The 25,370-nt window shown below is 61.7% G+C and carries 18 protein-coding genes, 1 tRNA gene and 1 pseudogene; 6 read left to right on the top strand and 14 right to left on the bottom strand.

The features are described from left to right. Positions 1 to 5: 5 nt before the first annotated feature. The 6 genes from I6I07_RS10525 to I6I07_RS10500 all read right to left on the bottom strand — a co-directional run bounded on the left by I6I07_RS10525 (position 6) and on the right by I6I07_RS10500 (position 5,980). Complete coding sequence (locus I6I07_RS10525; protein ID WP_232626029.1) at positions 6 to 692, bottom strand: RES family NAD+ phosphorylase; 687 nt, start codon at positions 690 to 692, stop codon at positions 6 to 8. Then, entirely contained in the window at positions 685 to 1,359 is a 675-nt protein-coding gene (locus I6I07_RS10520) for a hypothetical protein (RefSeq protein WP_054429102.1), read from the bottom strand. Before I6I07_RS10520 ends, I6I07_RS10525 begins: the two co-directional genes overlap by 8 nt. A 146-nt stretch (positions 1,360 to 1,505) precedes the next feature. Next, entirely contained in the window at positions 1,506 to 2,171 is a 666-nt protein-coding gene (locus I6I07_RS10515; RefSeq protein ID WP_082404322.1) for a hypothetical protein, read from the bottom strand. A 119-nt stretch (positions 2,172 to 2,290) separates the two neighbouring features. Beyond that, positions 2,291 to 3,352, bottom strand: coding sequence for an RNA methyltransferase (locus tag I6I07_RS10510; RefSeq protein ID WP_054429103.1), 1,062 nt, complete (start codon positions 3,350 to 3,352; stop codon positions 2,291 to 2,293). 59 nt (positions 3,353 to 3,411) lie between these two features. Further along, on the bottom strand, positions 3,412 to 4,467 hold the full coding sequence (locus tag I6I07_RS10505) for a DUF72 domain-containing protein (RefSeq protein ID WP_198486588.1): 1,056 nt from the start codon (positions 4,465 to 4,467) through the stop codon (positions 3,412 to 3,414). 52 nt (positions 4,468 to 4,519) lie between these two features. Further along, positions 4,520 to 5,980, bottom strand: a complete 1,461-nt coding sequence (locus I6I07_RS10500; protein WP_198486587.1) for an amidase — start codon at positions 5,978 to 5,980, stop codon at positions 4,520 to 4,522. A gap of 108 nt (positions 5,981 to 6,088) precedes the next feature. Between I6I07_RS10500 and I6I07_RS10495 the strand changes: the two genes are divergently transcribed. From I6I07_RS10495 to avs1c, 6 genes are all read left to right on the top strand, one after another. Next, on the top strand, positions 6,089 to 6,709 hold the full coding sequence (locus I6I07_RS10495) for a TetR/AcrR family transcriptional regulator (protein ID WP_198486586.1): 621 nt from the start codon (positions 6,089 to 6,091) through the stop codon (positions 6,707 to 6,709). A gap of 186 nt (positions 6,710 to 6,895) precedes the next feature. Then, complete coding sequence (locus I6I07_RS10490; RefSeq protein ID WP_232626028.1) at positions 6,896 to 7,249, top strand: helix-turn-helix domain-containing protein; 354 nt, start codon at positions 6,896 to 6,898, stop codon at positions 7,247 to 7,249. Next, entirely contained in the window at positions 7,246 to 8,514 is a 1,269-nt protein-coding gene (locus tag I6I07_RS10485; protein ID WP_198486585.1) for a type II toxin-antitoxin system HipA family toxin, read from the top strand. The genes I6I07_RS10490 and I6I07_RS10485 overlap by 4 nt, the downstream gene beginning before the upstream one ends. Before the next feature lie 136 nt (positions 8,515 to 8,650). Then, entirely contained in the window at positions 8,651 to 9,844 is a 1,194-nt protein-coding gene (gene avs1a / locus I6I07_RS10480) for an AVAST type 1 anti-phage system MBL fold metallo-hydrolase Avs1a (protein ID WP_198486584.1), read from the top strand. After that, complete coding sequence (gene avs1b, locus I6I07_RS10475; RefSeq protein WP_198486583.1) at positions 9,822 to 15,638, top strand: AVAST type 1 anti-phage system protease Avs1b; 5,817 nt, start codon at positions 9,822 to 9,824, stop codon at positions 15,636 to 15,638. Before avs1a ends, avs1b begins: the two co-directional genes overlap by 23 nt. An 8-nt stretch (positions 15,639 to 15,646) precedes the next feature. Further along, positions 15,647 to 15,919 carry an AVAST type 1 anti-phage system protein Avs1c gene (gene avs1c, locus I6I07_RS10470; RefSeq protein WP_198486582.1) on the top strand — a complete coding sequence of 91 codons (273 nt, stop codon included), beginning with the start codon at positions 15,647 to 15,649 and terminating at the stop codon, positions 15,917 to 15,919. Positions 15,920 to 16,179: 260 nt separating this feature from the next. On the opposite strand, the gene I6I07_RS10465 is transcribed toward avs1c, so the two are convergent. The 8 genes and pseudogenes from I6I07_RS10465 to I6I07_RS10430 form a co-directional block, all read right to left on the bottom strand. Next, the gene (locus I6I07_RS10465; RefSeq protein ID WP_198486581.1) at positions 16,180 to 16,674 is read right to left on the bottom strand and encodes a DUF4365 domain-containing protein; all 495 of its coding nucleotides are present in this window, start codon (positions 16,672 to 16,674) and stop codon (positions 16,180 to 16,182) included. Between the two features lie 11 nt (positions 16,675 to 16,685). Beyond that, the gene (locus I6I07_RS10460) at positions 16,686 to 18,665 is read right to left on the bottom strand and encodes an ATP-binding protein (RefSeq protein WP_198486580.1); all 1,980 of its coding nucleotides are present in this window, start codon (positions 18,663 to 18,665) and stop codon (positions 16,686 to 16,688) included. Between the two features lie 556 nt (positions 18,666 to 19,221). Then, positions 19,222 to 20,507 (bottom strand): annotated as a pseudogene (locus tag I6I07_RS10455) (tyrosine-type recombinase/integrase); the annotation flags it as partial. Between the two features lie 236 nt (positions 20,508 to 20,743). After that, positions 20,744 to 20,817: transfer RNA gene (locus tag I6I07_RS10450), tRNA-Gly, on the bottom strand. A 78-nt stretch (positions 20,818 to 20,895) separates the two neighbouring features. Then, the gene (locus I6I07_RS10445; protein WP_198486579.1) at positions 20,896 to 21,882 is read right to left on the bottom strand and encodes a Bug family tripartite tricarboxylate transporter substrate binding protein; all 987 of its coding nucleotides are present in this window, start codon (positions 21,880 to 21,882) and stop codon (positions 20,896 to 20,898) included. A 66-nt stretch (positions 21,883 to 21,948) separates the two neighbouring features. Next, the gene (locus I6I07_RS10440; protein ID WP_198486578.1) at positions 21,949 to 22,911 is read right to left on the bottom strand and encodes a hydroxymethylglutaryl-CoA lyase; all 963 of its coding nucleotides are present in this window, start codon (positions 22,909 to 22,911) and stop codon (positions 21,949 to 21,951) included. Positions 22,912 to 22,951: 40 nt separating this feature from the next. Then, positions 22,952 to 24,145: a CaiB/BaiF CoA transferase family protein gene (locus tag I6I07_RS10435; protein WP_198486577.1), complete on the bottom strand. Its 1,194-nt coding sequence runs from the start codon at positions 24,143 to 24,145 to the stop codon at positions 22,952 to 22,954. Between the two features lie 157 nt (positions 24,146 to 24,302). After that, the gene (locus tag I6I07_RS10430) at positions 24,303 to 25,214 is read right to left on the bottom strand and encodes a LysR substrate-binding domain-containing protein (RefSeq protein ID WP_054429110.1); all 912 of its coding nucleotides are present in this window, start codon (positions 25,212 to 25,214) and stop codon (positions 24,303 to 24,305) included. Between the last annotated feature and the right edge of the window lie 156 nt (positions 25,215 to 25,370).

Here is a 25,370-nt window from a genome sequence, read left to right as displayed (position 1 = left end):
ATCCTTCAGTTTTTCCCCGACACGAGGTTCACACCTATTTTTTCAGCAAGGTTCAACACATCGTCATAGGCATTTTCATCCTTCAGCAAGCTGCGAGAGGGCCCGGTCTGACTCAGCACGTCGGCAGCGATACGATCTCCGAACAACATCGCGGCCTGTGCGCTGTCATCCTGCCTTGAAGTCCAACACAGGCCCTGCACATCAGGGCACCTTGCATGAATGGCCTGGGCCCATTTTCGCGTGGCAGGGTATCGATCCTTCTCGGTATCGATCAGTTGCCTGCGCGAAATTCCCAATTTTCGCAACGCTTTCCCACGCAAATCGGCCAACACGAGATCAACGCCCGGCTGGACCTGGGAATGCACGTGCCCCTCAAGCTTCGTTTTGTCATAGCTCTTGAACCCTGGTGCGAACGAAACGTCGTGGAACACGGTTTCCATCGCCGCGCAGTCGAACGAACTTCCGCCGTAAAGCGTCGGGATCCGCCTGCCTTGAGCATCCATGATCGGGCTGAATCGCGCATTGCCTTTGACACCGGGGTTGAACTCGGCGCCCGCGTACTTGGCCTGATGGATCCGATGCAACGTCATGCCCTGCGGCCATGTCATCCTTGAGACATGCAGTGCTGGCACGGGCGACGGCGTAATGTCAGCAGGCGGAATCGGTGACGATTTTCCAGCTTGTTCAGCCATGCACAATCCCTTCCTGTTCGTCCGCGGCCGCGGCGATAACGCGGTCCGGTTGCTTTGCAAGCACATCCTGTGGACGCGCGCCGCCGAGAAAGCTGTTGGCCGAGGCAAACCAATAAGCCAGGCCCCAGCTGTCTTTCGAACCACCAAGAACCTTGATCACAGCAGCCATGGCCTTGAGTGGCCGATAGCCTGTGTCGGGGTCCAACCCGTAGTCAGGAAAGTAATCAACGCCCAGATGCCGGATCGCGAAAATCAGGCCGTCACGCTTCCACTTGTTGGGCTGAGCGCTGGGATTGCTGGAACTGAAGCCTGCCAGATCGGCGATCTCCGCAGCCGTCAGCCAATTGCCCTCTCGAAGCACGGCGATGCGGGCTTTCGCCAACATCGCCGCCTCTTTGAGTTGAACGGGTGTGGGTGGCGCCTTGGGCACCAAAACTTCAACCAGCGATTCGAGGGTTTCGCGTTCGTGCCGAATGACATTCAGATTGACCAGTTGAACAAAGCGGGCCAACGTTTCGGCAATCATGCCAGCCTCTTTCGCGGATGCGTGCTCCAACCCGATGGCGACGACCTGGTCGGCCTGAACGCGCTTCAGCCGCTGGCCAACTTCCTCGGGAGAGCCCGTCATCACATCAAGCAGATCTGCCTGTGTGCGGATCGGGGTCATGGCAACCTCATGGTTATGATAGATATGAAAATCATCATAACCAATATAACCACTCACCACCATCCCACGCCTCTTGAAGGGGTGCTTCCGTCCTCTGCCGTCGCGTGCCCTAGCCCATCCAGCAAACATAAGCGCAGCATCCTTCGTCAGACTGACAATTGGTCATCGAAGTTAAACGCAAGCTGTAGGTGAGCGCGACGTAACCGAAACGATCTCCAAGGGCCTGGCGCGAAGTCTTCAGGGATGGGAACCGGAATATGCCTGAGACGGGCTGCCAGCTCTCTGGCATTCGCACAACAGCGATAGGCATAGGAGCGAGATATCCGCAGGTGATCAGCAACACGGGACATCTGGTTGTCGAGCTGACGCAGAAGGTACACGTAGGCGGCCGCCAGTGAGCCGTGCCCCTGCAGGTCGCACTCTACTTCCGTGTCGGTCTCTTGCTCGAGCAATTCACGCAACGGATCGCGTCCTTCATTGCTGACAAGCAGATAGGCCACAGGATGGAGATCTCCGCTGTGGTCGCCCCCGACGGGTGAATGGTCGAGCCGCACAGCGTGTCGGACAGTTTGCTCGGTGTAGCGAACCAACTGTTGGTAGAGATGGCTCAACAGTCTTTCTTGACAAGCCTCGTCCAACATATCCAAGCACTCACTGCTGCTCGTCTGCAGGCGTGATGCCAAGATCCAGGCTTCACTGACGACATCGTCGAATTGACATTCGCCTCGAGTATGACGTGCGATTCGCTGAAGGTCTGCCCTGCGATGGTCGATGAATAGCTGAAAGGCAACGCCGTCGGGAACTTGAAACATGCTTCACCCAGTGCACCACCGGTCTGGATACCGAAAGCTGGCTATTCTGCCCACGCGGGCGGCAAAGCGCCTTGAGCGCACGCTCCTGTTTTTCAAATGTCAGACGCAATACCGCCTCATCACCGAACCGCGGCCTTCAGCCTTCCACTGTGTATGCGGCGCAGTTCCACCACCTGCTCCGCCCCCACCGCGCGGGCCCGCAACTGGCCACAGCCGCCGTCCACGTCCTGCCCGGCGCTGTTCCGGATCTTGGTCAGCACCCCGCGGCGGTGCAGGATGCGCACGATCTCGCGGATGCGTTCGGTCTCGGGACGCTGGTAGTCATCACCCTCGAGGCTGTTGAAGGGAATCACGTTGAGCACGCCGAACTTGCCCTTGAGCAGGCGCGGAATCGCGTCCAGCTCATCGTCGCCGTCGTTGATGCCCTTGAGCAAGGTCCACTGGTACTGGATCGGGTAGCCCGTGTCGCGGGCGTACTTTTCACCCAGTTCCACCAAGGCCTCCGGCGCGATCTTCGGCGCGCGCGGCAGCAGGTGCTCGCGCAGCTCGGCCCGCGTCGTATGCAGCGACAGCGCCAGCGCGGGCTTGACGGATTGCCGCGGCAACGCGTCGAACACGCGCGGATCGCCCACGGTGGAGAACACCAGGTTCTTGTGGCCGATATTGCCGTCGGTGCCGAGCAGATTGATGGCCTCGAGCACGTTGTCGAGGTTGTGCGCCGGTTCGCCCATGCCCATGAAAACGACTTTCTTCACCGCACGCAAGCGCCGCGCCAGCACCACCTGGGCCAGGATCTCCATGCTGGCGACCTGACGGATCAGGCCGCTCTTGCCGGTCATGCAGAAACGACAGCCCACGGCGCAGCCGACCTGGGTCGACACACAGAGCCCGTCGCGCGGCAGCAGCACGCTTTCCACCATCTGCCCGTCGGCCAGGTCGACCAGCAGGCGCGAGCCGTCATGTCCGGCGTGTTCGGAGCGCACCCGCGCCAACCCGTCCAGTTCCGCCGCCAGGGCCGGCAGGGCCTCGCGCACCGCCAGCGGCAGGAAGTTGTCGAAACGCCGCCGCCAGGTGTCGCTGTCGAACGCCTGCCCGGTCAGCCAGGCGCGCATGACCCGGCCGCGATGAGTCGGCTGGGCGCCCAGGGAGGCGAGACGTTGTTGGAAATCGGAGTAGCGCATGGGGAGCGGATTTTACCGCGCCCGGCACCGGCGCCCGGCATGCCGCGCCGGGCTCGGCCCTACGCCGCGATGGCCTGGGCCAGTTGCAGGATGGACAGCGGCGCGCAGCCCTCGGCATCGTTGCTGATCGTCACGTAGGCCGGCTGGCCCGCGCCCGTGATGCCGCGGATCGTGCGCGCCAGCACCGTGCGCGTGGCGAGATCCTCGCTGACAATGGCATTGAACGGATCGTGCTTCTTCTGCGCGTCGGCATAGCCATAGGCGCCGAAGACGCGGTTCAGGTTCCACCGGCAGACCAGCGGCCCCGGCCATAGCGCGCGCAGCACCGGCAGTTGCGCGTCGATCGGCGGCATCTTGCCATGCAGGCCCAGGCAGAACGTGGCCCCATGCGCCCTGAGCGTGTCAACCAGCGCCTGACCCAGCAGTTCCGGGTCCCGCACTTCCACGGCGACGATCACGGCGTCATGCCCGGACAAGGCCTCCCGGACAGCCGCCAGCAGGCGATCCAGTTTCTCGAACAGCGATGCCGAGCGGCTCAGCATGCCCAGCGGCAGCGGGCTCAGCTGGAACACCAGGACGCCGAGCTTGGCGCCCAGGCCTTCGAGCGCCGGGCGCACGAATTCCTGGACAGCCACCGACGGATCGAGGAAAAGCGGGTTGGCCTCGCGTGTCCTGCCTGCTTCGCCACGCACCTGGGCGTCGGTAACGCTGGCGGGACATTTGACGACGAAACGGAAATCGTCATCGACCTGCCCCGCGTAGGCGGCGTACTGGCTCGCCGTCAACGGCTGCCAGAAAGTGCGGTCCACGCAAACCGTGCGCAACAGCGGATGCCGATGGTAGGCGCCCAGACCGTGTCGGGACAGCGTGCTCGAATCGTATTCACCGTCCCAGACCAGCCCTTCCCAACCCGGGTATGACCAGGTGGAGACGCCAAAGCGCAATTGGGCCGGCAACTGCTGGGCGAGCGCGCGCCATTCCTCTCCCGCGGAAGCGGGCAGCACCCTGGCCATGCCGCGAAGGGCGGAAAGGTCGGGAGTGGCACGAGACGCGGCATGATCGGGCGTGTTGGCCGGCGGCACGGGTAGCGCATCGCCGAAAAGATCGTCTTGCATACGGGGGGTTCTGGCATGGGGATGGGCTATAGGGTACTTGAATCGCGCCGGCTCAATCGTTCCCCGTCGACGCCCACTCGCCTGGCTGCCGCGCCGCCCACGGCAGGCTGCGCTCCAGCTGGCCGGCCACCCGGAATAGCACATCCTCGCGGCCGGCCGGCGCAACGAACTGCATGCCAATCGGCAGGCCGGTCGCGGCGTCCTGGAACAACGGCACCGACATGGCCGGCAGTCCGGCGGCATTGAAAACCGGGGTGAACGGCGAACTGCCGAAGACGCGGTCGGTCCATTGGTGGCCGTCCATCGTGTCGGCGCCGGCGGCATAGGTCCCCAAGGCCGGAGCCAGGTCGGGCAGCGTGGGGGTCAACAGCAGGTCGTAGCGCGAGAAGAACGCCGCCACGCCGCGGGTCACGGCATTGCGCAGATCGAGGGCATGGAGCATCTCGATGGCGCCGATCCCGCGCCCCGTTCGATAGACCGCGAGCGTCTGCGGCTCCAGGGTTGCCAGGTCGGGCTGACGCCCCATCGCGCCCGCGATACCGTCGATCCATGCGGCGATATTGGCGGACCACAGCACCGAGCTGGCATGCACGAACGCCTCCCAGCTGACGCCCAGCGGCGCCTCGGCCTCTTCGACCTCGTGGCCGAGCGAGGCACACAGCCGCACCGCATCGGCGAGGCGCTCCAGGATGGGCGCCTGGGTGCGCTGGCCTCCCCAGGCCTGCGGCATGACGCCGATACGCAGCTTGCCGGGCTCGATGCCGACTTGCGCCAGGTAACGGCCAACCGGCGGCGCAATCGCATACGGCTCGCCATCGGCCGCGCCGTGCACCGCGTCCAGCAGCGCGGCGCTGTCACGCACCGAACGGCTGACGCCAAGCTGGGCCGCCAGGCCGTTGATGGCCTCTTCCAGCGCGAGCCCATTGGACACGCGGCCTCGCGTCGGCTTGAGCCCGAACACGCCGCAAGCCGCCGAGGGAATGCGGATCGAGCCGGCCGCGTCGGTGGCATGGGCCAACGGCACGATGCCGGCGGCCACCGCCGCCGCGGCGCCGCCGCTCGATCCGCCCGCGCCGTGGGCCACGTTCCAGGGATTGCGCGTCGGGCCGCACAGCGTGGATTCGGTCGTGCCACTCCAGGCGAACTCGGGCGTGGCGGTTCGCCCCAGGGTCACCAGCCCGGCCTCGCGAAAGCGCCGCATCAGCAGCGAATCGGCCGCGGCCGTGAAGCCTTGCGCCAGCCGGCTGCCGAACTCGTTTTTCCTGCCGGCCATCGCGACCCCCACATCCTTGATCAGGAAGGGGACGCCCGCCAAAGGCGAATGTCTGTCCCGCGCGGCGTCAACGTCGGCCAGGTCCGGCGACCAGCTTTCGATCACCGCGTTGATCCGCGGATTGACCCGCGCGCAGGCTCGAAGCGCCGTGTCGGCGAGTTCCCGCGGACTCACCTCGCCTTGCGCGATGAGGCCGCCAAGCCCGACCGCGTCGTATTGCACGTACTCTGAGAGCTTCATTACTGTTTCCTATCGACCAGGGGTGGCATAGAATCGCCACTGAGTGATACTGATCAGTATCAACGGAATCCGAATGATGATACCGATCGGTATCTCCGTCAAGAACCCATGACAAGAAAACAGAGCGACAACCAGAACGAGGCCGTGCCCGCCCCCACTCCCGCGCCGCGCGAACGCGTGCTCGCGGCGGCCGGCGAGCTGTTCTACAACGATGGCATCCGGGCGACCGGCGTCGACGCCATCGCCGCCCGCGGCAACACGACGAAGATGGCGATCTATCGCCATTTCCAATCAAAGGATGTGCTGGTGACCGAATGGCTGCGCCAGGTGATCGACGACTATTGGCGCGCGCTCGATGCCATCGAAGCCGCGCATCCGGACGATCCCCGCGCGCAGATCCTCGGATGGGTCACCTATTTTTCGGACGAGGCGCGCGCCTGGTCGCACCGCGGCTGCGCGTTCATCAACTCGATCGCGGAACTGCCCGATCCGGAACATCCCGGCCGCAAACTGATCGAGGAACACAAGCTGCGGCAATGGCGGCGGCTGGCCAGCCTGTGCGAGCGGGCGGGCCTGGCGTCGCCGGAAGACACGGCGAGCGAACTCACGTTCCTGTTCGAGGGTGCGCAGGTGTCCGCGCATAACCAGTCAGTCCGCGACGCCGACCGACAGTTGCGGCGGATCGTCGAGGCCGTCATCGCGCGGCAGGGTACGGTCGATCGTCGGTGAATGGAGCGGGTGAAGGGAACAAAACCCAGCATTCAACCCATTGATTAATAAAGAGTTTTCCCAGTCTAGATATCTAGTTTGGACCAGGAATAGTACCAGTTTGATGCCTGTTGGCAAGTTCTAGCCATAGGCCTTATATTTCGCTATCATGGACAAATATAGCAATTTTTGTCTTTTATAGCGAACATGCCGCGCAAACCTCCCGTTGTCTTTCCTCAAGAGCAGCGCCTGCTCTCCGAGTTGGGCGAACGGCTACGCCTTGCCCGCAAGAGGCGCAAGCTGAGCAACACGGTGGTGGCACAACGTGCAGGGGTTTCCAGAACCACCGTGTACAAGGTCGAGGCAGGCGATCCTGGTGCAACCCTGGGGGCCTATATCCGGGTGCTGGCCGTGCTGGGCCTTGAAGGCGATCTCAATCTGCTGGCTGCCGACGACCGGATCGGGCGCAAGCTGCAGGATCTAGCGCTGGAGTCGCCATCAGACGCCAGCCGCCAAAAGGTCCCCCCTTCGTCGGCCCAGAATCGCAAGGGGTCGGCATGAGCAAGCAGGACAATGCCCTGGAAGTCTGGCTGGACGATGACCTCGGCCCTCCATGCCTGGTCGGCACGCTGGCCCATGACCGTGGCCAGATTCGCTTCCACTATGAACGAGACTGGCTCAAGGATCCGCGCGCCTTCGCGCTGGACCCCGATCTCTCCTTGGACGAACACCCTTTCTTTCCGAAGCCGGAACTGGGCAACTTCGGGATCTTCCTGGACTCATCGCCGGACCGCTGGGGCCAAACGCTCATGAAGCGCCGCGAGGCACTGCAGGCCAAGGACGAGAAGCGGCCACCCCGCACGCTCTACGCCTGGGACTTCCTCATCGGCGTACAGGACCAGACCCGTCAGGGCGCATTGCGCTTTCGCCGGCTGGGCACGGAAACCTTCCTTGGTGACGAGAAGATGGCGGCGCCTCCGGTGACGACCTTGCGCGAACTGGAGGTGGTGGCCTATCAGCTCAGCAATCGGCGCATCGACGACCTCGATGCCCTGCGCAGGTGGCTGGCGGTGCTCGTCGCGCCGGGCGCCTCGTTGGGTGGTGCCAGGCCGAAGGCCAACTTCACCGAAGCCGACGGTTCGCTCTGGATCGCCAAGTTCCCCGCGCGTGACGATGACCGGGATGTCGGGGCCTGGGAGTACGTGGTTCACCAACTGGCCCGGAAGGCAGGCGTGGATGTACCGCCCGCAAGGTTAATCAGGCTAGGCAACGACTTCCACACCTTTTGCGTGCAGAGGTTCGATCGTGCACATGGCGCCCGGCGCTTCTATGCCTCGGCGATGACGTTGCTGCGCAAGACGCAGAGCGAGGGAACGAGCTACCTGGAATTAGCCCAGTTCATCCGCGCCCAGGGCGATGCAGAGCATGCAGACGCGGATCTGGCACAACTGTTCCGTCGCGTGGTATTCAACGTCGCGGTCGGCAACCGGGACGATCACCTGCGCAACCATGGCTTCGTGCTTGGCAAGACCGGGTGGCGCTTTGCGCCGGCGTTTGATGTCAACCCGAACATCGACAAGGCGGAGCATGTCCTGAACATCGACGATGTCGACAACCGGCCGAGCCTGGAGACGGTTCTCGGCACGGCGGCGTTCTACGGGCTTGGCGATGGCCCTGCTCGGCAGGTGGTGGAGGAAGTGGTGGCAGCGGTCGATGGCTGGCAGGACGCTGCGCGCAGGACCGGCATCTCAGGCGCCGACATTGTTCTGACGGTGGGGGCTTTCTCAGCCCATGCAGAGTTTCGTGCATTCGCAGGTCGGGGCTGAAACTTTTCACGTCAGAGCTCAACATCACCGTTAATTTTCTCATCTAGATCAGCACTATGGACTCATGCATTTCCGATGATGGAGTTCGATCACTCCCAGGGGCCGCGTAATAACCATACTCCAAGAGGGAGCCAACATGTTGCGAATAAGAATGTACCCTGCTGAAAATGGAGACGCGTTTCTTCTTAGTGCCGCAGGATCGAATGTGCTTGTTGATGGTGGTTACGCCAAAACATTTGACGATCATATTCAGTCGGATCTCTTGGAGATCGCATCTAGGGGCGAGCATCTGGATCTGGTCATCGCAAGTCACATTGACGCAGACCACATTTCCGGCCTCATAAGATTTCTGACAATCAACGAGAAATCTGCTGCACCCAAAGTAGTCAGTGTTGGGCAGGTGTGGCACAACAGTTTGCGCAGCCTGACCGCGATAAATGACGCCGCTATTCGGCCTACGGATCGGTTGATACTTGATGCAATCAATCGACGCGGACATCCGGTGCAGATTGGTATCTTGCCGAACGGACCCAAGGACATCAGCGCGCGGCAAGGGAGCTCGCTCGCCGCGCTGATACGCCGTGGCGGGTATCGATGGAACGACCATGATGGTGCGACGAGTATTGCTGTCGAACGCGCGCCCGTGTTCCAACTCGCAGGGGGCAATATCCGCGTCATCGGCCCAACGCAACAACGCCTCGATGGACTTCTGAAGTGGTGGAAAGGGCGGCTGCGTCAAATGGGTTACAACGGCCCAACAGGAACGGGCGGCGAGATAGACGACGCCTTCGAGTTGGTGTGCGAGCACGCAGGCGAAAGTGCGGCATCACGCCCTGTCCCTGTGTCAGCTCGAGAACGAAAAGACCTCGAAGCCGTCTACGATCCCGACGTCTCCATCACGAACGGCAGTTCAATCGCGACGATCATTGAACTTGGTGGGGCTCGTGTCCTGATGCTTGCAGATGCCTGGGCGGAGGACGTTGTTCCAGCGCTCCGTGCCCTGGAGTCACACGGCCACTCAATGCTCTTCGATGCGATCAAGATTTCTCACCATGGAAGCCTGCGCAACACGAGCCCGGAATTGCTCCGACTCGTCGATGCTCCCAGGTATATCGTTTCGTCGAACGGCAATGCGCATGGCCATCCTGACATCGAAGTTCTTGCGGCCATCGTAGATCGGCCCGCATCGTTCTCCCGCACACTTTATTTCAACTACCCGACACCAGCTTCAGCCTTCCTTCGCAATCACGTCTCAAAGAGCGGGGCCTCGTTTACCGTGCATGACAAAGCGACGGATTGGATCGAAATTGAAGGGCAAACTGATGATTGACGCGCAGATAAAGCTTGCCACTTGCGAGGTCAAATGTGGCGCCGACTCTGGGACCGGATGGGTGGTCACAACTTCCCGAGTGATCACGGCGCGTCACTGTGTATATGACGCGATCTCTGCTCAAGTGCAGATCAGTGTGCGTTTCGATCTTGGATCGGCCTCCGACGAAGTCATTGCGAGCGTGGTTGCAGAGGACGAGAGCCTTGATGTGTGCATCCTTGCGCTCGCACGAGAGGTCGACATCGATCCGATCCTCCTTGACGAGAGGCTTCCAATAGAAGGAAGCCAATTCACAGCCTTTGGTTTTCCAGCAGCGAAGCTCTCCGTCGGGCACAGGCTGGAAGGTTCGATATCGCAAGTTCTCGATACGCCGAGATTGAGCGTTGATCTCGACCTTCATATAGATGCGCCGTCCGCGCTGACCAACTATGACGGTATCTCCGGCGCTCCGCTCATCTGCGACGGCCGAGCTCGAGGCGTGTTGCGAGTTGCGATTGACAAGTCCTTGGGCGCCATGTCCATCGCCAGAATGTCGGCCTTTCTTCGAGAGCATTCCATCCCTCTTGATGAGCCTCAAGGTCAAGAGGCTGATGGCGAAGTTCTCGCAGCGCGCCAAGCGTTCACCGAGGCATTTGAGTCCCTTGTCAGCACCTCGAACGGCGGGTATGCCTTCATCGAAGGTGCCCATGGGATTGGCAAATCAACATTTTGCGATCGGTATAGCCCGCTCAACCCGAGCCTTGAGCATTTTGGAACCTACAGCTTTACCTTACACAAGGGCGCGGTCAGTCCGATGCATTTGGCACAACCAGAAGTGTTCTTCAACTGGCTTAACACTTTGGTCTCGTCGCACCTGACGGGAAGAGCAGGACGCGTTTCCGCGAAGAGCTACCCTCAACTAATCGTCGAAGTAGCGCAACTTCTGGAGATTCTTGGGCAGTCGTATGCGTCCCGGAGAAAGACCGCGGTGATCTTCGTAGATGGCGTCGACGAAGTTGCAAAGCTCGGGCAGGGAACACTTGAACAGTTTATAGGGCTGTTGCCATCCAGGATGCCCGCTGGCGTGACCCTTGTGGCCTCGGCTCCCAGCTACGTGAATCTCTCTACGGCATTGGGAGCAAGGTTTGAAAGCCGTTCTTGCATTGCAATGCCCTCGCTGGAGCCCGGATCTGCGCGTGTCTTTTGCCTGGGTGCCCTTGTCCCGGAACGAGTGACCGCTGCGACGGTCCGCATCATTTGCGAGCGAGCACAAGGTCATCCTCTTTATCTTCGCTATCTCATCGATCTGGCGAATGGCGGCACAGATGACGAACATCTTGCTGCGTTGCCGTTGATTAACGGCAGCATTCGCACGTACTACGAGACACTGTGGCCCCAACTCTTAGTGGATCCAGAGGCCGTTAACTTGCTGGCGATCATTGCTCGCCTGAGATGGGGAATTCCAACACAGCAGCTCGTTGAAATCCTGCAAGAGGCAGAGACGTTGGTACTCGTGAGCACACTTGCTCGGATCCAGCACCTGCTGCTACGGCACGACGAGACGACCATCTATCACTCATCGTTTGCCGACTTCCTTGTTGAGAAGACTGCATTGCGAGAGTTGGACGTCCAACGTCGGTTGCTGGAGTATTGTGCGTCGCGTCCGGATACCGACTATGGCACGCTCAACATCATTTACCACGGGCTCAGAAGCGGGCCGGCGGAGGAAGCGCGTACGGTGGCGATGTGCGCACAGGGTTGGGCCGACCGATGTGTCACGTTGGGAGCTGAGCCGGACGCACTGCTCGGTGACGTGAACGAGGCCTTGGCAGCTGCGACGCGCCAAGGAAGCCTGACCGAGGTTGTCCGCATCCTCTTGCTTGCCCAGCGCCTCCAATTTCGCTACGACGCTCTGTTCGCACAGTCGGCGGACTTGGCTGCAGATGCCTTGTTGTCTTTGGGCAAGGCGCAGGAAGCGGTGCAGCATGCCGTTCGCTATGGTCACTTGATTGTGCCGCTGCAAGACGCTTTGCGCTTGTCGCTGCAGCTCACTGCGGCAAACGAGAATGCGACTGCTTTGGATCTTCTCGACAAAGCCGAAGCGGTGATTGAGCGGCAACTGGCCATGCAGGGGCTGACAGTCTCGAACTTCGTGGTTCTCTTTGAGTTTCGGATCCAACTGCTTCTTCTCAAAAACCAGGCCGGTGACGATGACGCGATGCAAGCGCTGGCGATGTTCTACGGATCGTCGGTGGAGGCTATCAGGGGCAGCATCTCGGACAAGGCCGCCTGTGAACAATGCTTGTCTGAAGTCACCGGGTACTTTGGCGCAAGCTCCGCGTGCCTCGCGACGCGGTACACACCCGTGTCTGTTCTGCGGAAGCACTTTTCAGGCTCAACGGCCTTGCTGGAGCCGGTCCTCATTCGACTCCTCGCGAACTATCAAGGGTACTGCAAGTATTTCGGCGTAGCTTTGGATCAGAGTTTGCTGCAAAGCATATTTTCCGATGTGCAATTGCTCCGGAAAGAGCACAAGGCGCAAGAGACCAAGCCCAGCCTCGGTGAAATCGATGCTTTGGTGGCGCTGGGCGCCCCAGGGGCGCTTGTGCGTGCCCTTGCCAACGGGCGCTTTGGGCAGCCTGGCCCTGTGCAGTTCATTGCGAAAGGCAACGTCAAGATGGATTTTCGCCTGTTCGCCACTCGGATGGCGCATTGGCGACTGGCATCATTTCTCGAGAAGAATCTTCCTTGCCCAGAGACAGCAGAGATTCAAGCGGACGGCTGGATCGATGGGGTGGATGCGCTTTGCCGAGCTCTGGCGTGGTGCGACGGTTCCGGAAGGCGCGCAAAGGACTGTGACGATGACGTCGGATTGCAAGAGGCGTGGTCTCATCTTGATCAGCGCGTCTTCAAACACCTTCGATTCTCGTTAGGGCGTCGAGTCAAATGGAAAGACAGCTACGGCCTTCCTGAGGCAGTCTTCCCTCAGATCTACGAAAGATTGGTGGGGTTGCTTTTTGACGTATTTCCCGAGCGTATCGGCTACATGTTGTCCTTCATGGAGCAGCGTTTCGAGGGTCAGTGTGGCCTTTACTCCGAAGGATTCCGGACCGTCTTGGCCAACCTCCTGTCAGAGGTGAGCCGGATGACATTGGAGACGTCAGTTGGGGACCAAGCGTTTGGATTGCTTCAACGCTGGCGGGCCTATGTGCAGGCAAACGTGAAGAACCGACATGAACTTGTCCCCGAACTGCTGACCCTCATTCCCATATTTGCGCGATTCGATGCCCTGGAGGAAGCCCGCCGAACCTACCAAGCTGTCTTGGCTGTATCGATGGGGCCGAGCTGGTACAAAGAGGATCAACTGACCTTGATGACCGGAGCACTGGACCGAGTTCCTCGAGATGAGGTCTTACAGAAAGGTCTCCTGCCTCGTATCGCTGGGAACCTGGAGGCTGCGGGCGGCGAGATGACTTTCCAGCGATTCGTCAGATATGACAAGGCATCGCTCATTGGTGTCCTCTGTCAGCGAGGAGACTTTCTAGGTGCGGTGCGCTACTTCCAACGTCAGACATGCGGGACGGCAGAGGAGCTGCTTGCAGAAGCGACGGAAGGAAGCATCGATCGGGTTTCTACCCTCAGGGGCAATCGCTTCCCCGGTTGCGCGCTGGATGAGCAGGCCGCCTTGTATCGAATACTTGAATCGGCAACGCCCAGTGCACATTGGCCATTGTGCTGGGCGCTTCTGGAGATCTATCAGTTTGGAGATCATCGACACCTGGGAACGTCCGCAGAAGCGTACGCGCGCTTGGCGGCGCAGGCGAACAGTCAGAGCGACATTCAGAGGCTAATGCTTCATCGCTTGAAGCTCATCAGCGAATCTGAGTTCGACGCCACGCAACGGCAGGAATTCTTTTCTTCGTTGCGGGACAACCTGCATCCAGACGTAGCGAAGGCGTTTGCAGAGCTTCTTGGCGACAGTGAACCTGCGGCAGCGCCTCCCGAGGTGAAGCGCATCGCGGTTGCTCGCGACACACCCAGCGAAAAGGAGGAAGCAAATCAGGCGGATGACGAGTCGACGCGGGACGCGCTTGTCATGCCTGGCATGTTTGGAACGTCAGGGTCGACCCGAGAGTCAGACGATGCACTGGCACGCGCCGAAAGGCAGCTCGCGCGAGGGAACGTGTCAGCAGCTCGCACGGAAGCGCTTGCGGCGCTGGAGCATCTGCAGCGAGGTGGTTGGTCAATCTGGGGAAATCTTTCGTCAGGTGCGGCCAGAGCGGAAAGCATCCTGCGACATCAGGCCCAATCGGCAGACGCTGTAGTGAAGCTTTACGCGCCGCTTATCCTCAACGAGCGATATGCGGAGAAGTGGCGTCGCGCCGACCATCTGATCGAGCGACTCGCATCAATTGCGACTCCCAGCGAGCGCGCAGCCTTAGTTCAGCAGGTCGTTGAGCACGTCGAGATGATGGTTGGCGACACGGCGGCGAAGGCACGCGAATACGGCTTCTTGGATGAAGCCGTAGTATCGGACTCGTCAACCGGTCTGATAAAACTTCTGCTTGCTGCCGTGGACCATCCGCAGTGGCTACGGCGTGACAAGGCGGCCGAGCTTCTTCAGTGGCTTCTTGAAGGCTTTCCTGAATACATCCCTATGTTTGGGGCCACTGCTTTCAAAATGGATACCGGCAATCTGCCCGATGTTCTTTGTGGCGTGCTCGATCAACTGTCCGCGTCGGACGCCACTCTGCTTTGGGATCGGTTGGCGCCGGCCATCGTTGTCGCTGATGTTCAGCGCGAATGCAAACACGTCGGACGTCTTGCAGTATTGATGCGGATAGTGGATCGCGCCGCTCGAAAGGGCTCGACAGGTGCGGCCGAAGCTTTGAAGAGTCTCCGAGCGACAGTTCTTCAAGCAGTCGAAGGGGCTGGCGACGCCAATGCCTCCGCTGTGCCATGTCCGGCATGGGCACGCGTGGCAGAAGACGAGTGGGCCGAACTGGCTGCAATGGGTCTTGCAACGCCAGCCCTCGCCGAGCGTGCCGAGAATGAAATTCGAAAAGCCTGCGCCCCTCTATCGGTTGAGACAAGCATTGAGCTTGAGAAACTTCTGGCCGAGGGTTTCAGGGATCGGTCGGATCATCCTCTGGGCAGATGGAAGGCGAAGGTTCGTTTTGCATTGCAGGTAGCGGTGCTGCCGGCCATTTCAGAAGCTCTTCTGCCGCGTGTTGAGCAAACATTTCGAGCTTACAACCCTGGCCAGCTTGGGCGATCTCGAATCGTCGGGTTTTCGTCCCCTGCCAAGGCTTGGATGGCCAAATTGACGCAACCCGGAGGTGGGTTCGCGCCCATGCGTGGCGATGAAATTTACTTGGATTTCTTCGAGCGCATTTGGGACGGAAGGCGACACCGATTGTTTCGGATGACCGCGTTCCTCCATCGGTCGAACGTGAGGCCTGTTCCGCCCTCGTCGGCCACGGAGTTCCTGTCGACGGAGCTGCCTGCCGCGAGGTCTGCGTCGGAGATGGAGGCCTGCGCCAGAGTGGAAGGCCGACCTGCATTCTTCGGCAGCTTCACACCTGCGGTTCCTTCGGCTGCCCTCATGCAAATGACTGGTGCGACGGGCAGCGATTTGTCACGTGCGAATTGGCGAATTGGAAGGGTATCCGGAAGCAGTGGTGCAGGCCCGGAACACGAAGGCTGCTACTTGGCCATCAAACGAGGAGCCTTGCGCTTGCCCCAAGGTATTGGGATCGCCTGGGAGTACGAGATCGATGGAATGCCCCTTGGAACTGTGTCTCGATCAACGTAGGTTTGCCCATGACCCCCGGCCTTCAAACAATGGATACCCCCAAGACGCGGGAAGAGTTCGAGCTTCGATTTCACCTTTTGCGTGAAGCGTTTCGAAGCGACAAGATCCGCATTCCGCCGAGCATGGGAGAGAGCCTGCTGAGACTCAGACATCTGCCTAACGGTCGGCTGGACTTTCTCAGCGTTGACGAGACGGCGCGTCTGCAAGCAAACATGATGCTTCAGTTTGCCGATTTCAAGTTTGGTCCACAGGAAGAGCAAGATCCTGTCGCAGATACTTAGCGCTAATTGACACCAGACTGGTGGCGCGAGTGCGGCAGCGACGGTGAACAAACAAGTGACGACTACCTAGAGCCACCATTCGTGCCGCATGATTTTAAGGCGGTGATTTTTTGAGTTATGAGTAACAAGCCATCGGCTATGCGATTGCATGGAAGGCAACCTCTGACCTGCTGACCTGCCCCCCGCGAGCCGTACCAGTGTGAAGTTAGTGAAGTCCGTCAATGTTTAGCAGTCGAAAGGCAGTTTTCGCTCCGCAGGCATCACTGCTGCGGATGCCCAGGACGATTTGCATTGAGCTTTCGGAAGTGAACAGCTTGAACGTGCTGACCGATGAACGGCCAAGGATTTGCTGAAAGCCGGTTGACTTTCGGGATGCGCACCGAGACTGTCCTTTGGCCACCCATTGGCTCAGCAGTGAAGTCCTTTAACAGCAGCCAGTAGGCCTCTCGCTCCGCCGCGATGTACTTCACCAAAATTGCAACTTCAAGCATTTGTCGAAGCAGTGCAAGAGTTGTCACTTCGAGCCTCACCACGACGTAGTCGGCGGCATTGGCAATCTCCGACGCTTTCAGTTGAACGACCAGTTGCTGACCTGTTATCTGGCCATCGGTTGTCAGCCCAAGTCGGAGGTCAACTCCATAGTCGTGTTGAGGCTTGTCGCAGATCCATCCAGCAGGAAGGTTCTGCCAAAAAAAGTTTTCCGACTGAACTTCAAGTTCGTGCGCTCGAGGTCGTTGAGGAAGCTGTACAGCCATAGCTAAAAGGCTCAGTGCTCGGTCTGTAGCTCTGCCACCAGTTCCTCTCTGGTCGCCGCGCTGTAGTCGTCCCTCTTGAGCTTCAGCTTTTCGAGCATGAACCCATGCATCAGCTCGAACCCATCAAGCAGTGTGTACCAGTTCATGACGTACAGCTTCATACGCGGATCCTCTGTCACGAGGCCGGGGTCGTTGCGCAAGACATGGGCGTTCAGCCGACTGGTAATGATGGTGTCCGAAGAGGAAATCTGGCGCCCGAGGAGGATGAGCTCAAAGTGCATCTTTTCCGACTTGAACTGGGGCTGGCGCTTGATGATTTCCGCATAGTCCTCGAGTTGTCGAAGGTGCTTTTTGTTGAGCGAAATCGCCGGCCGCTTTATCTCCACGACGATGCACTTGAAGACCCTATTTCCCATTGAATCGAGGGACGGAAATTTGCGCGCCAGGAAAAGGTCGGTTTGTCGCTTGGCACCGGGCAGGTCCTCTTCGTCGTCAACATCGTCCATGTCGACAGGGTTCCGCGCCATGACCTCGTCGCGCATCTTCCGGGCAATCTCGGTAAAGGTGTCCTCCTCCGCACCGAGAGTCTCGTAGCGCGGCCCGAATAACCAAGTGTTGCTTTCGATTACCTTCTGCAGGTCGGGCGTCTCGAGGACTTTCCGGTAGTGCACGTTCATTACGTGTCGTAACTGCTCCACAGCCGTAGCCCGTCGCTGCAGTATTTCGATGCTCGCAACGATGTTCTCGAAAGTCGCATTCTTGAGCTGGTTTGCGAGGTCTTGCACCGAGTTCGCATCGAGGTCAAGCGCACCTTCAAGCACGTCGCACAGAGCTTCGTTCTCATTTGAAACGGCAAGTCGGTCCAGCAGCCGGATGATGAGCTTCGCCTGCTTCTTGCTGGCGGTTTGAAAGACGCGCGGCTCGGCGATGTAGATGTTCCGCACCAGGTCACGGGTATGCTGGTGCCGCCATGCTTTCTCCGCCTCATCCAGCCCTGCGTAGGTCGGGAAGTAGCCTTCGTCCTCGTAGCCCTGCACAACTTCCTCCGCCTGGAAGCGAAGGAACTCGTCGTAGACGGACTGGCCAAGCCGGTCCAGCTGAGCCTTGAACTTTCTCCAGACAGGGGACGTTGGCGTATGCGCTTCAGGATTGAACAGATCCTGTTCCTGCGAGAAGGTGTCAGCCCATGATGACTTCACGCAGACGCTAGTGAAGAAGTTTGGCTTCTGGTTGAGCGAGCTCAGCACCTTGTAGACCAACTCGCCGCTGGAATTCAGCAGGTAGAGATATGACTTTTCTGATGTTGGGCGTTGCTCCCAGCGGATGACCTGAGCCTCGAAGGCTTCGTCGTCCGCAGAAATGGCCTGAACGAAGGCCTCGTGTCTAGGCACATCTACGGCGCTGCCGTTCAGATACAGCCGCTTCTCCTTGTGCACGGCGAGGTACCAGCCGAACTCAACGGCGAATTTCTCCCGGAGCTCATCCTGTGTCGGCAGGACATCTGTGAATTGAGTGAGCTCCACCAGGGTGCCATGGCCATGCGTCAGGACCTCTTGCTTCTGGTCAGCTTCTTCTATGAGCCAGGCCTCGAAGTCTTTGATGGTCGGCTCGGCGATCTCGATTACTGCATCGACACTCTTGAACCTGGTAAACCAGGAGGCGTTGGCGCATAGCTTATGGAACGCAAGACGCCCGCGACCATGCTGCCCCTTGAGCGATAGGTTCGCCTTCTTCGAGGAGTCGTTGAAGTTGCCAAACGTGTGGTCCAGAGTGGCAAACTCGATACCTTCGCCGTCGTCCAGAACGACGACCCGCTCCACACCGTGGATCTCGTTCTCGACCACAGTGACGGCAACGAAGCTCGCACCGGCATCGAATCCATTCCAGGCCAACTCGAAGAGGGGAGCCCAAAGCTCGTCGTTCCCAAAGTGCTTCTTGATGCCAGAATTGCCGATGGCGGCACTTCCCTTGAAACCATTCTTCTTCGCCATGCGCCTCCCGCAATTCTTTGTCCAGTAATTTTGCACCGCTTACTTGCAACCTGCCACCCGTACCCCGAGGACCCCATCTGCTGCCTCGGAACCTCACCCGAGCCGATCTCGATCGGCCTCTGCCTCGACCAAGAACTGACCATGCCGTCACTCTGCATGCAGAGCAATCCATGCGATGCTCAGTGCTCCTGACACCTTACCTTCCGGATGTTAGAGCCATAGACTGCTTGATGACGGTTAGTGTGAGTTCGGCCCGCGCCAGCGAAGGGCTGGCAACCGCTGCCTAGCTGTCATCCATGACACCAAATGCCAAATCGGTGCTGCTCCTGCGCAGGAACTGACTGTTGCAGCCATACGAGATCGTCGCCTCGCTCATAATTTAAGCACAAGCTCAGCCGTTCCCCGGCGTTCTTCTCTCTCGCTTCGATCTCCCTGTGGGTGCTGGATCGCCCCGTCCTCGTTCGGGAGCGATATGGCTGGCTGAGCACAAGTTACTTCAAAAAAGGGTATGTGCTCTTGAACTGTGTGAGGCTGGATTGCGTGGTAGCGAGCCCCCTGGCAACCCTTGCAAATGCACGATCAGATGCCGGCTTGCAACCTCCACCTCGCCAAGTTCCAGCAAATCCAGCCGGTTCGCCCAGTCCTGCATCATCACGCGTCGCTGTTCTACATATTGCGCATGGTTGTAGGTAGCCCTGATGCGATTCGGATCTGCATGTGACAGTTGAGCATCCACCCATGCCCTGGGATAGCCGATCTCGTTCAAGGCGGTCGACATCGTTGCTCGCAACCCATGGCCGGTCAGCCGACCGTCGAAGCCCATGCGTTTCAGGGCGAAGTTGACGGTGTTCTCGCTCATCCGATCCGTCAGCCGCAGCGCGCCTGGGAACAGATATTTTTGAGCAGGCTTGAAGTCGTTCAACAACTGCTTGACGATCTCCTGCGCGTGGCTCGACAAGGGCACAATGTAAGGCGGTATGTCATTCACACGCTTGCGCTGTTTACGGGTCAGCATCATGTGCTGTTTGAGTGACGCTGCAGGGATCACCCATAGCCCTCGCTTCAGATCGAACTGGGCGGGTGTGGCCAGCCGCAGTTCGCCTGTGCGTACTCCAGTGAGCAGCAGTAGGCGGACGGCCAACTGTGTCACCTCTCTTCCTTGGTAGGTACGCAATATCCGCAAAAACGAAGGTATTTCCTGCATTCGCAAGAACGGGTTGTGTTGAACCGGTGGCAAGGGGACCGCGACCACATGCAGATCTCGCGCAGGGTTGTTCTCCATGTCCGGCACGATCACCATGGCATATCCGAACAACTGCCGGAACCAGGTGCGGACCTTCTCGGCCACCGACAACGACCCGCGCTTTTCGATCCGCTCGACCACTTCCAGCAGGTGATGCCGCGTGATTTCGTGGATGGCCATTCGCCGCAGGGGTGGGATGACGTCCTTCTTGAACACCCGCCGGATCTGCGCCAGCGTGCTCTGTCGTCCTTCCTCCAGGGCCAGCGCTCGGTAGGCAAGCCACCTTTCTACACCGCGATGAAGGTGTGCTCACCTGCCAGCCGAGCGGCCTGCTGCTTCTGCTTGCGCGCGATTCTCGGGTTGATGCCCTTGGCAATCAGCGTTCGCGCTTCGTCCCGCATGGCCCGGGCATCGCGCAAGCTCAGTTCGGGGTACATGCCCAGAGACATCCGCGACTGCTTTCCCAGCCAGTGGTAGCGGAAGTGCCACGCCTTGCTGCCCTTTGGCGAGACGAAGAGCGACAGGCCATCGTAGTCGCCCAGGGTGTAGTTCTTGCCCGTTGCCTTCGCGTTGCGGACCTGCAGATCGGTGAGCGCCATGCTCCAACTCCAAACTCCCAGATTAGATGGGACAGGAGCCGCGACTTCAGCGCCGACCTTCAGGTCGCATCAATGCGGTGAGCCGGATATCGCATTGTTGGCCCGAAAAATGTACTTGACTGGGTAAGCTGTGGACAGATTTCACTGATTGCCAGCGAAGCCAAGACGGAAAATTTCCTGTTATTTCAACAACCTAGGAAACTTCTCAGAGTCACACAGCGGGTGTGAGTCTCACTTGGAGCGGGTGAAGGGAATCGAACCCTCGTATGAAGCTTGGGAAGCTGCCGTTCTACCATTGAACTACACCCGCTCGGGTGTCGTGCCCTGGCGCAAGACCCGGGCAGAGGCGAAGATTATAGCCTGGGTTTTACCCCCCAGGCCGCCCCCCTCAGTTCGCCGTGATGCCCGCCGCTTTCACCACCTTGCCCCAGCGGCCCAGCTCGGCCCGGGTGTAGTCGCCCAGCGCCTTCGGCCCCATGAATTCGGCCTCGGCGCCCTGCTCGGCCGCCTTCTGGCGGAAGGCGTCGGTCTGCATGATCTTCTGGATCTCGCCGGCGATCTTGTCCACCACCGGCGCCGGCGTGTCCTTGGGCGCGTACATGGCGAACCAGGACGAGACGATCAGGTCGGGATAGCCGGCCTCGGCGGCGGTGGGCACGTCCGGCAGCGACGTCAGGCGCGTGTTGCCGGTGACGGCCAACGCGCGCAGCTTGCCGGCGGCGATCTGGCCGAGCAGCGGCGGCGGCGTGGTGATGGTCATGTCGACGGCGCCGCCCAGCAGGTCGTTCAGCGCGGGGCCGGTGCCCTTGTACGGGATGTGCGTGATCTGCGTGCCGGCCATCTGGTTGAGCAGCTCGGTCGCGACCTGCTGCAACGAGCCGTTGCCGGACGAGGCGTAGTTGAGCTTGCCGGGATTGGCCTTGGCGTAGGCGACCAGGTCCTTGAGCGACTTGATCGGCAGGTCCGGCCGCACCACCACCACCTGGGGCGCCGACAGCACGTTGGCGACGGGGGCAAAGTCCTTGATCGGATCCCAGCCCGATGTCGGCGTGACGTGCGGGGTGATGACCTGGAAGCCCGAATATTGCAGCAGCAGCGTGTAGCCGTCGGGCTTGGCGCGGGCGACCGCCTGGGCGGCGATGCCGCCAGAAGCGCCCGGCTTGTTTTCGACGACGACGCTCTGCCCCAGCGCGACGCCCAAGGGCTGGGCGATGAGCCGAGCGGCGATATCGGTGGTGCCGCCGGGCGCGGCGGACACGATCAGCGTGACGGGGCGATTGGGAAAATCCGCCTGCGCGTGGGCGGCGCCGGCGGCGGCCAGGCCCAGCGCGACGGCGCAGGCGCGCAGGACGGGAACGGGACGGAATGCGGTCATGCGGTTGTCTCCTTGCTGTTTTTGTATAAAGCCCCCGATGACGGGCGCGTGGGGTAAGGCAAAAATCTAGGCGGCGTCGATGGCCGGTCCGAACCGCTCCGCCAGCCAGGCGGGCGGCGCATGCGCGGCCAGTCGGGGGCCGGCGCGCAGCAAAGCCATGGGCAGTTCGCGGCCGACCAGCCCTGGCAGTCCGCGCAGGATGGCCAGCAGCGCGTCGAGCGACACGCCCGTCCGCACGCCCATGCAGTCGAACATGTGGACCAGTTCCTCGGTGTTGACGTTGCCGCTGGCGCCCGGCGCGTACGGGCAGCCGCCCAGGCCGCCCGCAGCGGCGTCGAAGCGGGTGATGCCGGCCTGCCAGGCGGTGACGGCGTTGGCCAGCGCCATGCCGCGCGTATTGTGCAGATGGACGGTCAGCGCGCTGCCCGGCAAGCGTTGCGCGGCCTGCGTGCACAGCTCGCCCACCTGGCTGGGATAGGCCATGCCGGTGGTGTCGCACAGCGTAATGCCGCGGGCGCCGGCGTCGACCAGCCGGGCGGCCAGGTCCAGCACCTGCGCCGCGGGCACGTCGCCATCGAAGGGACAGCCGAACGCGGTCGACAGCGAGACATTGCAGGGCGCCCCGGCGCGTTCGGCGGCGGCCAGCACCTGGCTGAGTTCGTCGAACGATTGCTGGCGGGTCATGCGCAGGTTGGCGCGGTTGTGCGTCTCGCTGCACGACATGACCAGGTTCATCTCATCCACGCCGGCTTCCAGCGCCCGCTCCAGGCCGCGGATGTTCGGCACCAGCGCGGTGTAGATCACGCCGGGCCGGCGGCGGATGCCCTGCATCACGGCGCCCGCATCGGCCAGCGCCGGGATGGCCTTGGGCGAGGTGAAGCTGGTGACCTCGATACGGGCAAAGCCGCAGTCGGACAAGGCATCGACGAAGGCGATCTTGTCCTCGGTGGGTACCATGCGCGCTTCGATCTGCAAGCCATCGCGCGGGCCGACCTCGTTGATTTCCAGGACGGGGGAGCCGGTATTCATGGATGCATCCTCGCTGCCGGGCAGTGGAAATTGAAATAGCTCATGCGATCACGCCGCGCGCCCGCAGCGCCTCGCGTTGCGCCGCGCTCAGGCCCGCCGCCTCCAGTACCGCATCCGTATGCTCGCCCAGCGTCGGCGCGCGCTCGCGCACCGCGCCGGGGTTGGCCGACAAGCACGGAAACACCGCCGGCATGTCCACCGCGATGCCGCTGACGGCCTCCAGGCGGGTGATGGCGCCGCGCGCCTGATAGTGCGGGTCATGGGCGATGTCGGCCACCGAATAGATGCGGCCCGACGGCACGTCGGCCTCGCGCATGGCCTGCAGCACCGCGTCGATGGCACGCTCGCCGGTCCAGGCGCCGATGGCCTGGTCGATCTCGGCGACGCGGCGGGCGCGGCCGTCGTTGTGCGCCAGGTCGGGATCGCGGCCCAGGTCGTCGCGGCCGATGCGGGCCATCAGGCGGGTGTAGATGGCGTCGCCATTGCCCGCGATCAGCACATAGCCGTCGCGGCACGGATAGGCATTGGACGGCGCGATGCCCGGCAGCGACGCACCCGCTGGCTCGCGCACGGCGCCGAACACCGAATACTCCGGCAGCAGGCTTTCGCTGAGGTTGAACAGGCTTTCGTACAGGGCGGCGTCGATCACCTGCCCCTGGCCGCCCCGGGCATCGCGCTGGTACAGGGCCAGCAGCACGCCCAGCGCGCCGTGCAGGCCGGCGATGGTGTCGCCCAGCGACAGGCCGGCGCGCACCGGCGCACGGCCGGGCTCGCCATTCAGGTAGCGCAGGCCGGCCATGGCTTCGCCAATGGCGGCAAAGCCCGGCTCGCGCGCCTTCGGCCCGGTCTGACCGTAGCCGGAAATGCGCAGCATGATCAGGCGCGGGTTCAGCGCGTGCAGGGTCTCCCACGACAGGCCCCACTTCTCCAGCGTGCCGGGGCGGAAATTCTCGATCAGCACGTCGGCCTCGGCCGCCAGCTGGCGCACGATGTCCTGGCCCTCGGGCTGGCGCAGGTCCACGCACACGGATTGCTTGTTGCGCGACTGGGCCTCCCACCACACCGAGGTGCCCTCGTGCAGCAGGCGCCATTTGCGCAGCGGGTCGCCTTGCCCCGGCGGTTCGATTTTGACGACCTGCGCGCCGAAGTCCGCCAGCGTCTTGGCGGCGAACGGTCCCGCGATGAGTTGTCCGAGTTCCAGCACGCGTATGCCGGCGAGTATCTGCCCTGCCATGTCGCCTCCCGGGCGCATCCAACCAATCATGGCGGGCAGTGTGCGCCATCGCCCGTGGCGACGGAATGGACGATTCGGGAAAGGGGCATTCCCGGATCGAGAAAGCCCCTTGATGCGCCACGCCGCGGCTGAAACCGCGGCGGGCCGTCGCGCCGCCTCAGGCCGCGGGCGGCTCCTGGCCGCCGCGCAGATGCGCCAGCAGCAGCCGCGCCGCCACCGGCAGCGCGTCGGCGTCGCGCACCCCCAGCAACAGCCAGCGGCGCGCCCAGTCGTCGGACAGCGCGATCAGCCGGATCGGCATGGAGCGCGCATGCGGTTCGGCCGCCAGGCGCGGCAGGATGCCGACCCCGCGCGTGGCCGCCACCATGCGGCAGATGGCGTCGAAGCTGCGCACCTGGATGCGCAGCCGCATGTCGCGCCCCAGCCGGCCGCTCTCGTCGGCCAGGCGGGTGGCCAGGGATGTGGCCGGCGGCAGGCCGACGTAGTCGTAGGCCAGCGTATCGGCGAACGCCACCCGCGCCTGGCGCGCCAGCGGATGGCGCTGCGGCACGATCAGCACCAGTTCGTCGAGCCGGTACGGCACGGTGGCCAGCCCCGCCGCCGGGGTGCGGTCGGCGAACACGCCGATGTCGGCGCGGTTCTCCAGCACGGCGGTGACGATGTCGCTGCTGTTCTGCTCTTCAAGGTCGATGCGCACGGCCGGATGCGCTTCCATGAAGGACGCCAGGTCCTCCGGCAGGAACTGGGTCAGCGACGAGGTATTGGCGGCGATGCGCACCTGCCCGCGCACGCCCCGCGCATAGTCGGACAGCGTGCCCGCCATCTGCTCGACTTCCTGCAGCACCCGCAGGGCATGGACCAGGCAGGCCTGGCCCGCCTCGGTCAGTTCGACGCCCGCCGCGTTGCGGTACAGCAGCTGGGTGTCCAGCGCGGCCTCCAGGTCCGAGATCCGCTTGCTGGCCGCCCCCACCGCCAGGTGGGACGCGCGCGCGCCGGCCGAGATGCTGCCCTGGCGGGCCACCGAGACGAAAAGCGAGAGCGTGACGAGGTCGATGCGGGCGATATTCATGGCGGGCGGGCGGCGCCAGGCGGACGCCGCGGCTGCACTATAGCGCGTGGGCCCCCCGGGCCACGGCCGGGCAGCGCGCCAGCGATAAGTCCCCATTTAATGCCCAGTACGGACTGCAGCCCGGCGGGGCTGCCACTACAATCCCGCCTATGACAA

Origin of the sequence: Achromobacter deleyi, assembly GCF_016127315.1 — a bacterium.
Taxonomy (GTDB): Bacteria; Pseudomonadota; Gammaproteobacteria; order Burkholderiales; family Burkholderiaceae_B; genus Achromobacter; species Achromobacter insuavis_A.
This window is presented reverse-complemented; position numbering and strand designations above follow the sequence as displayed.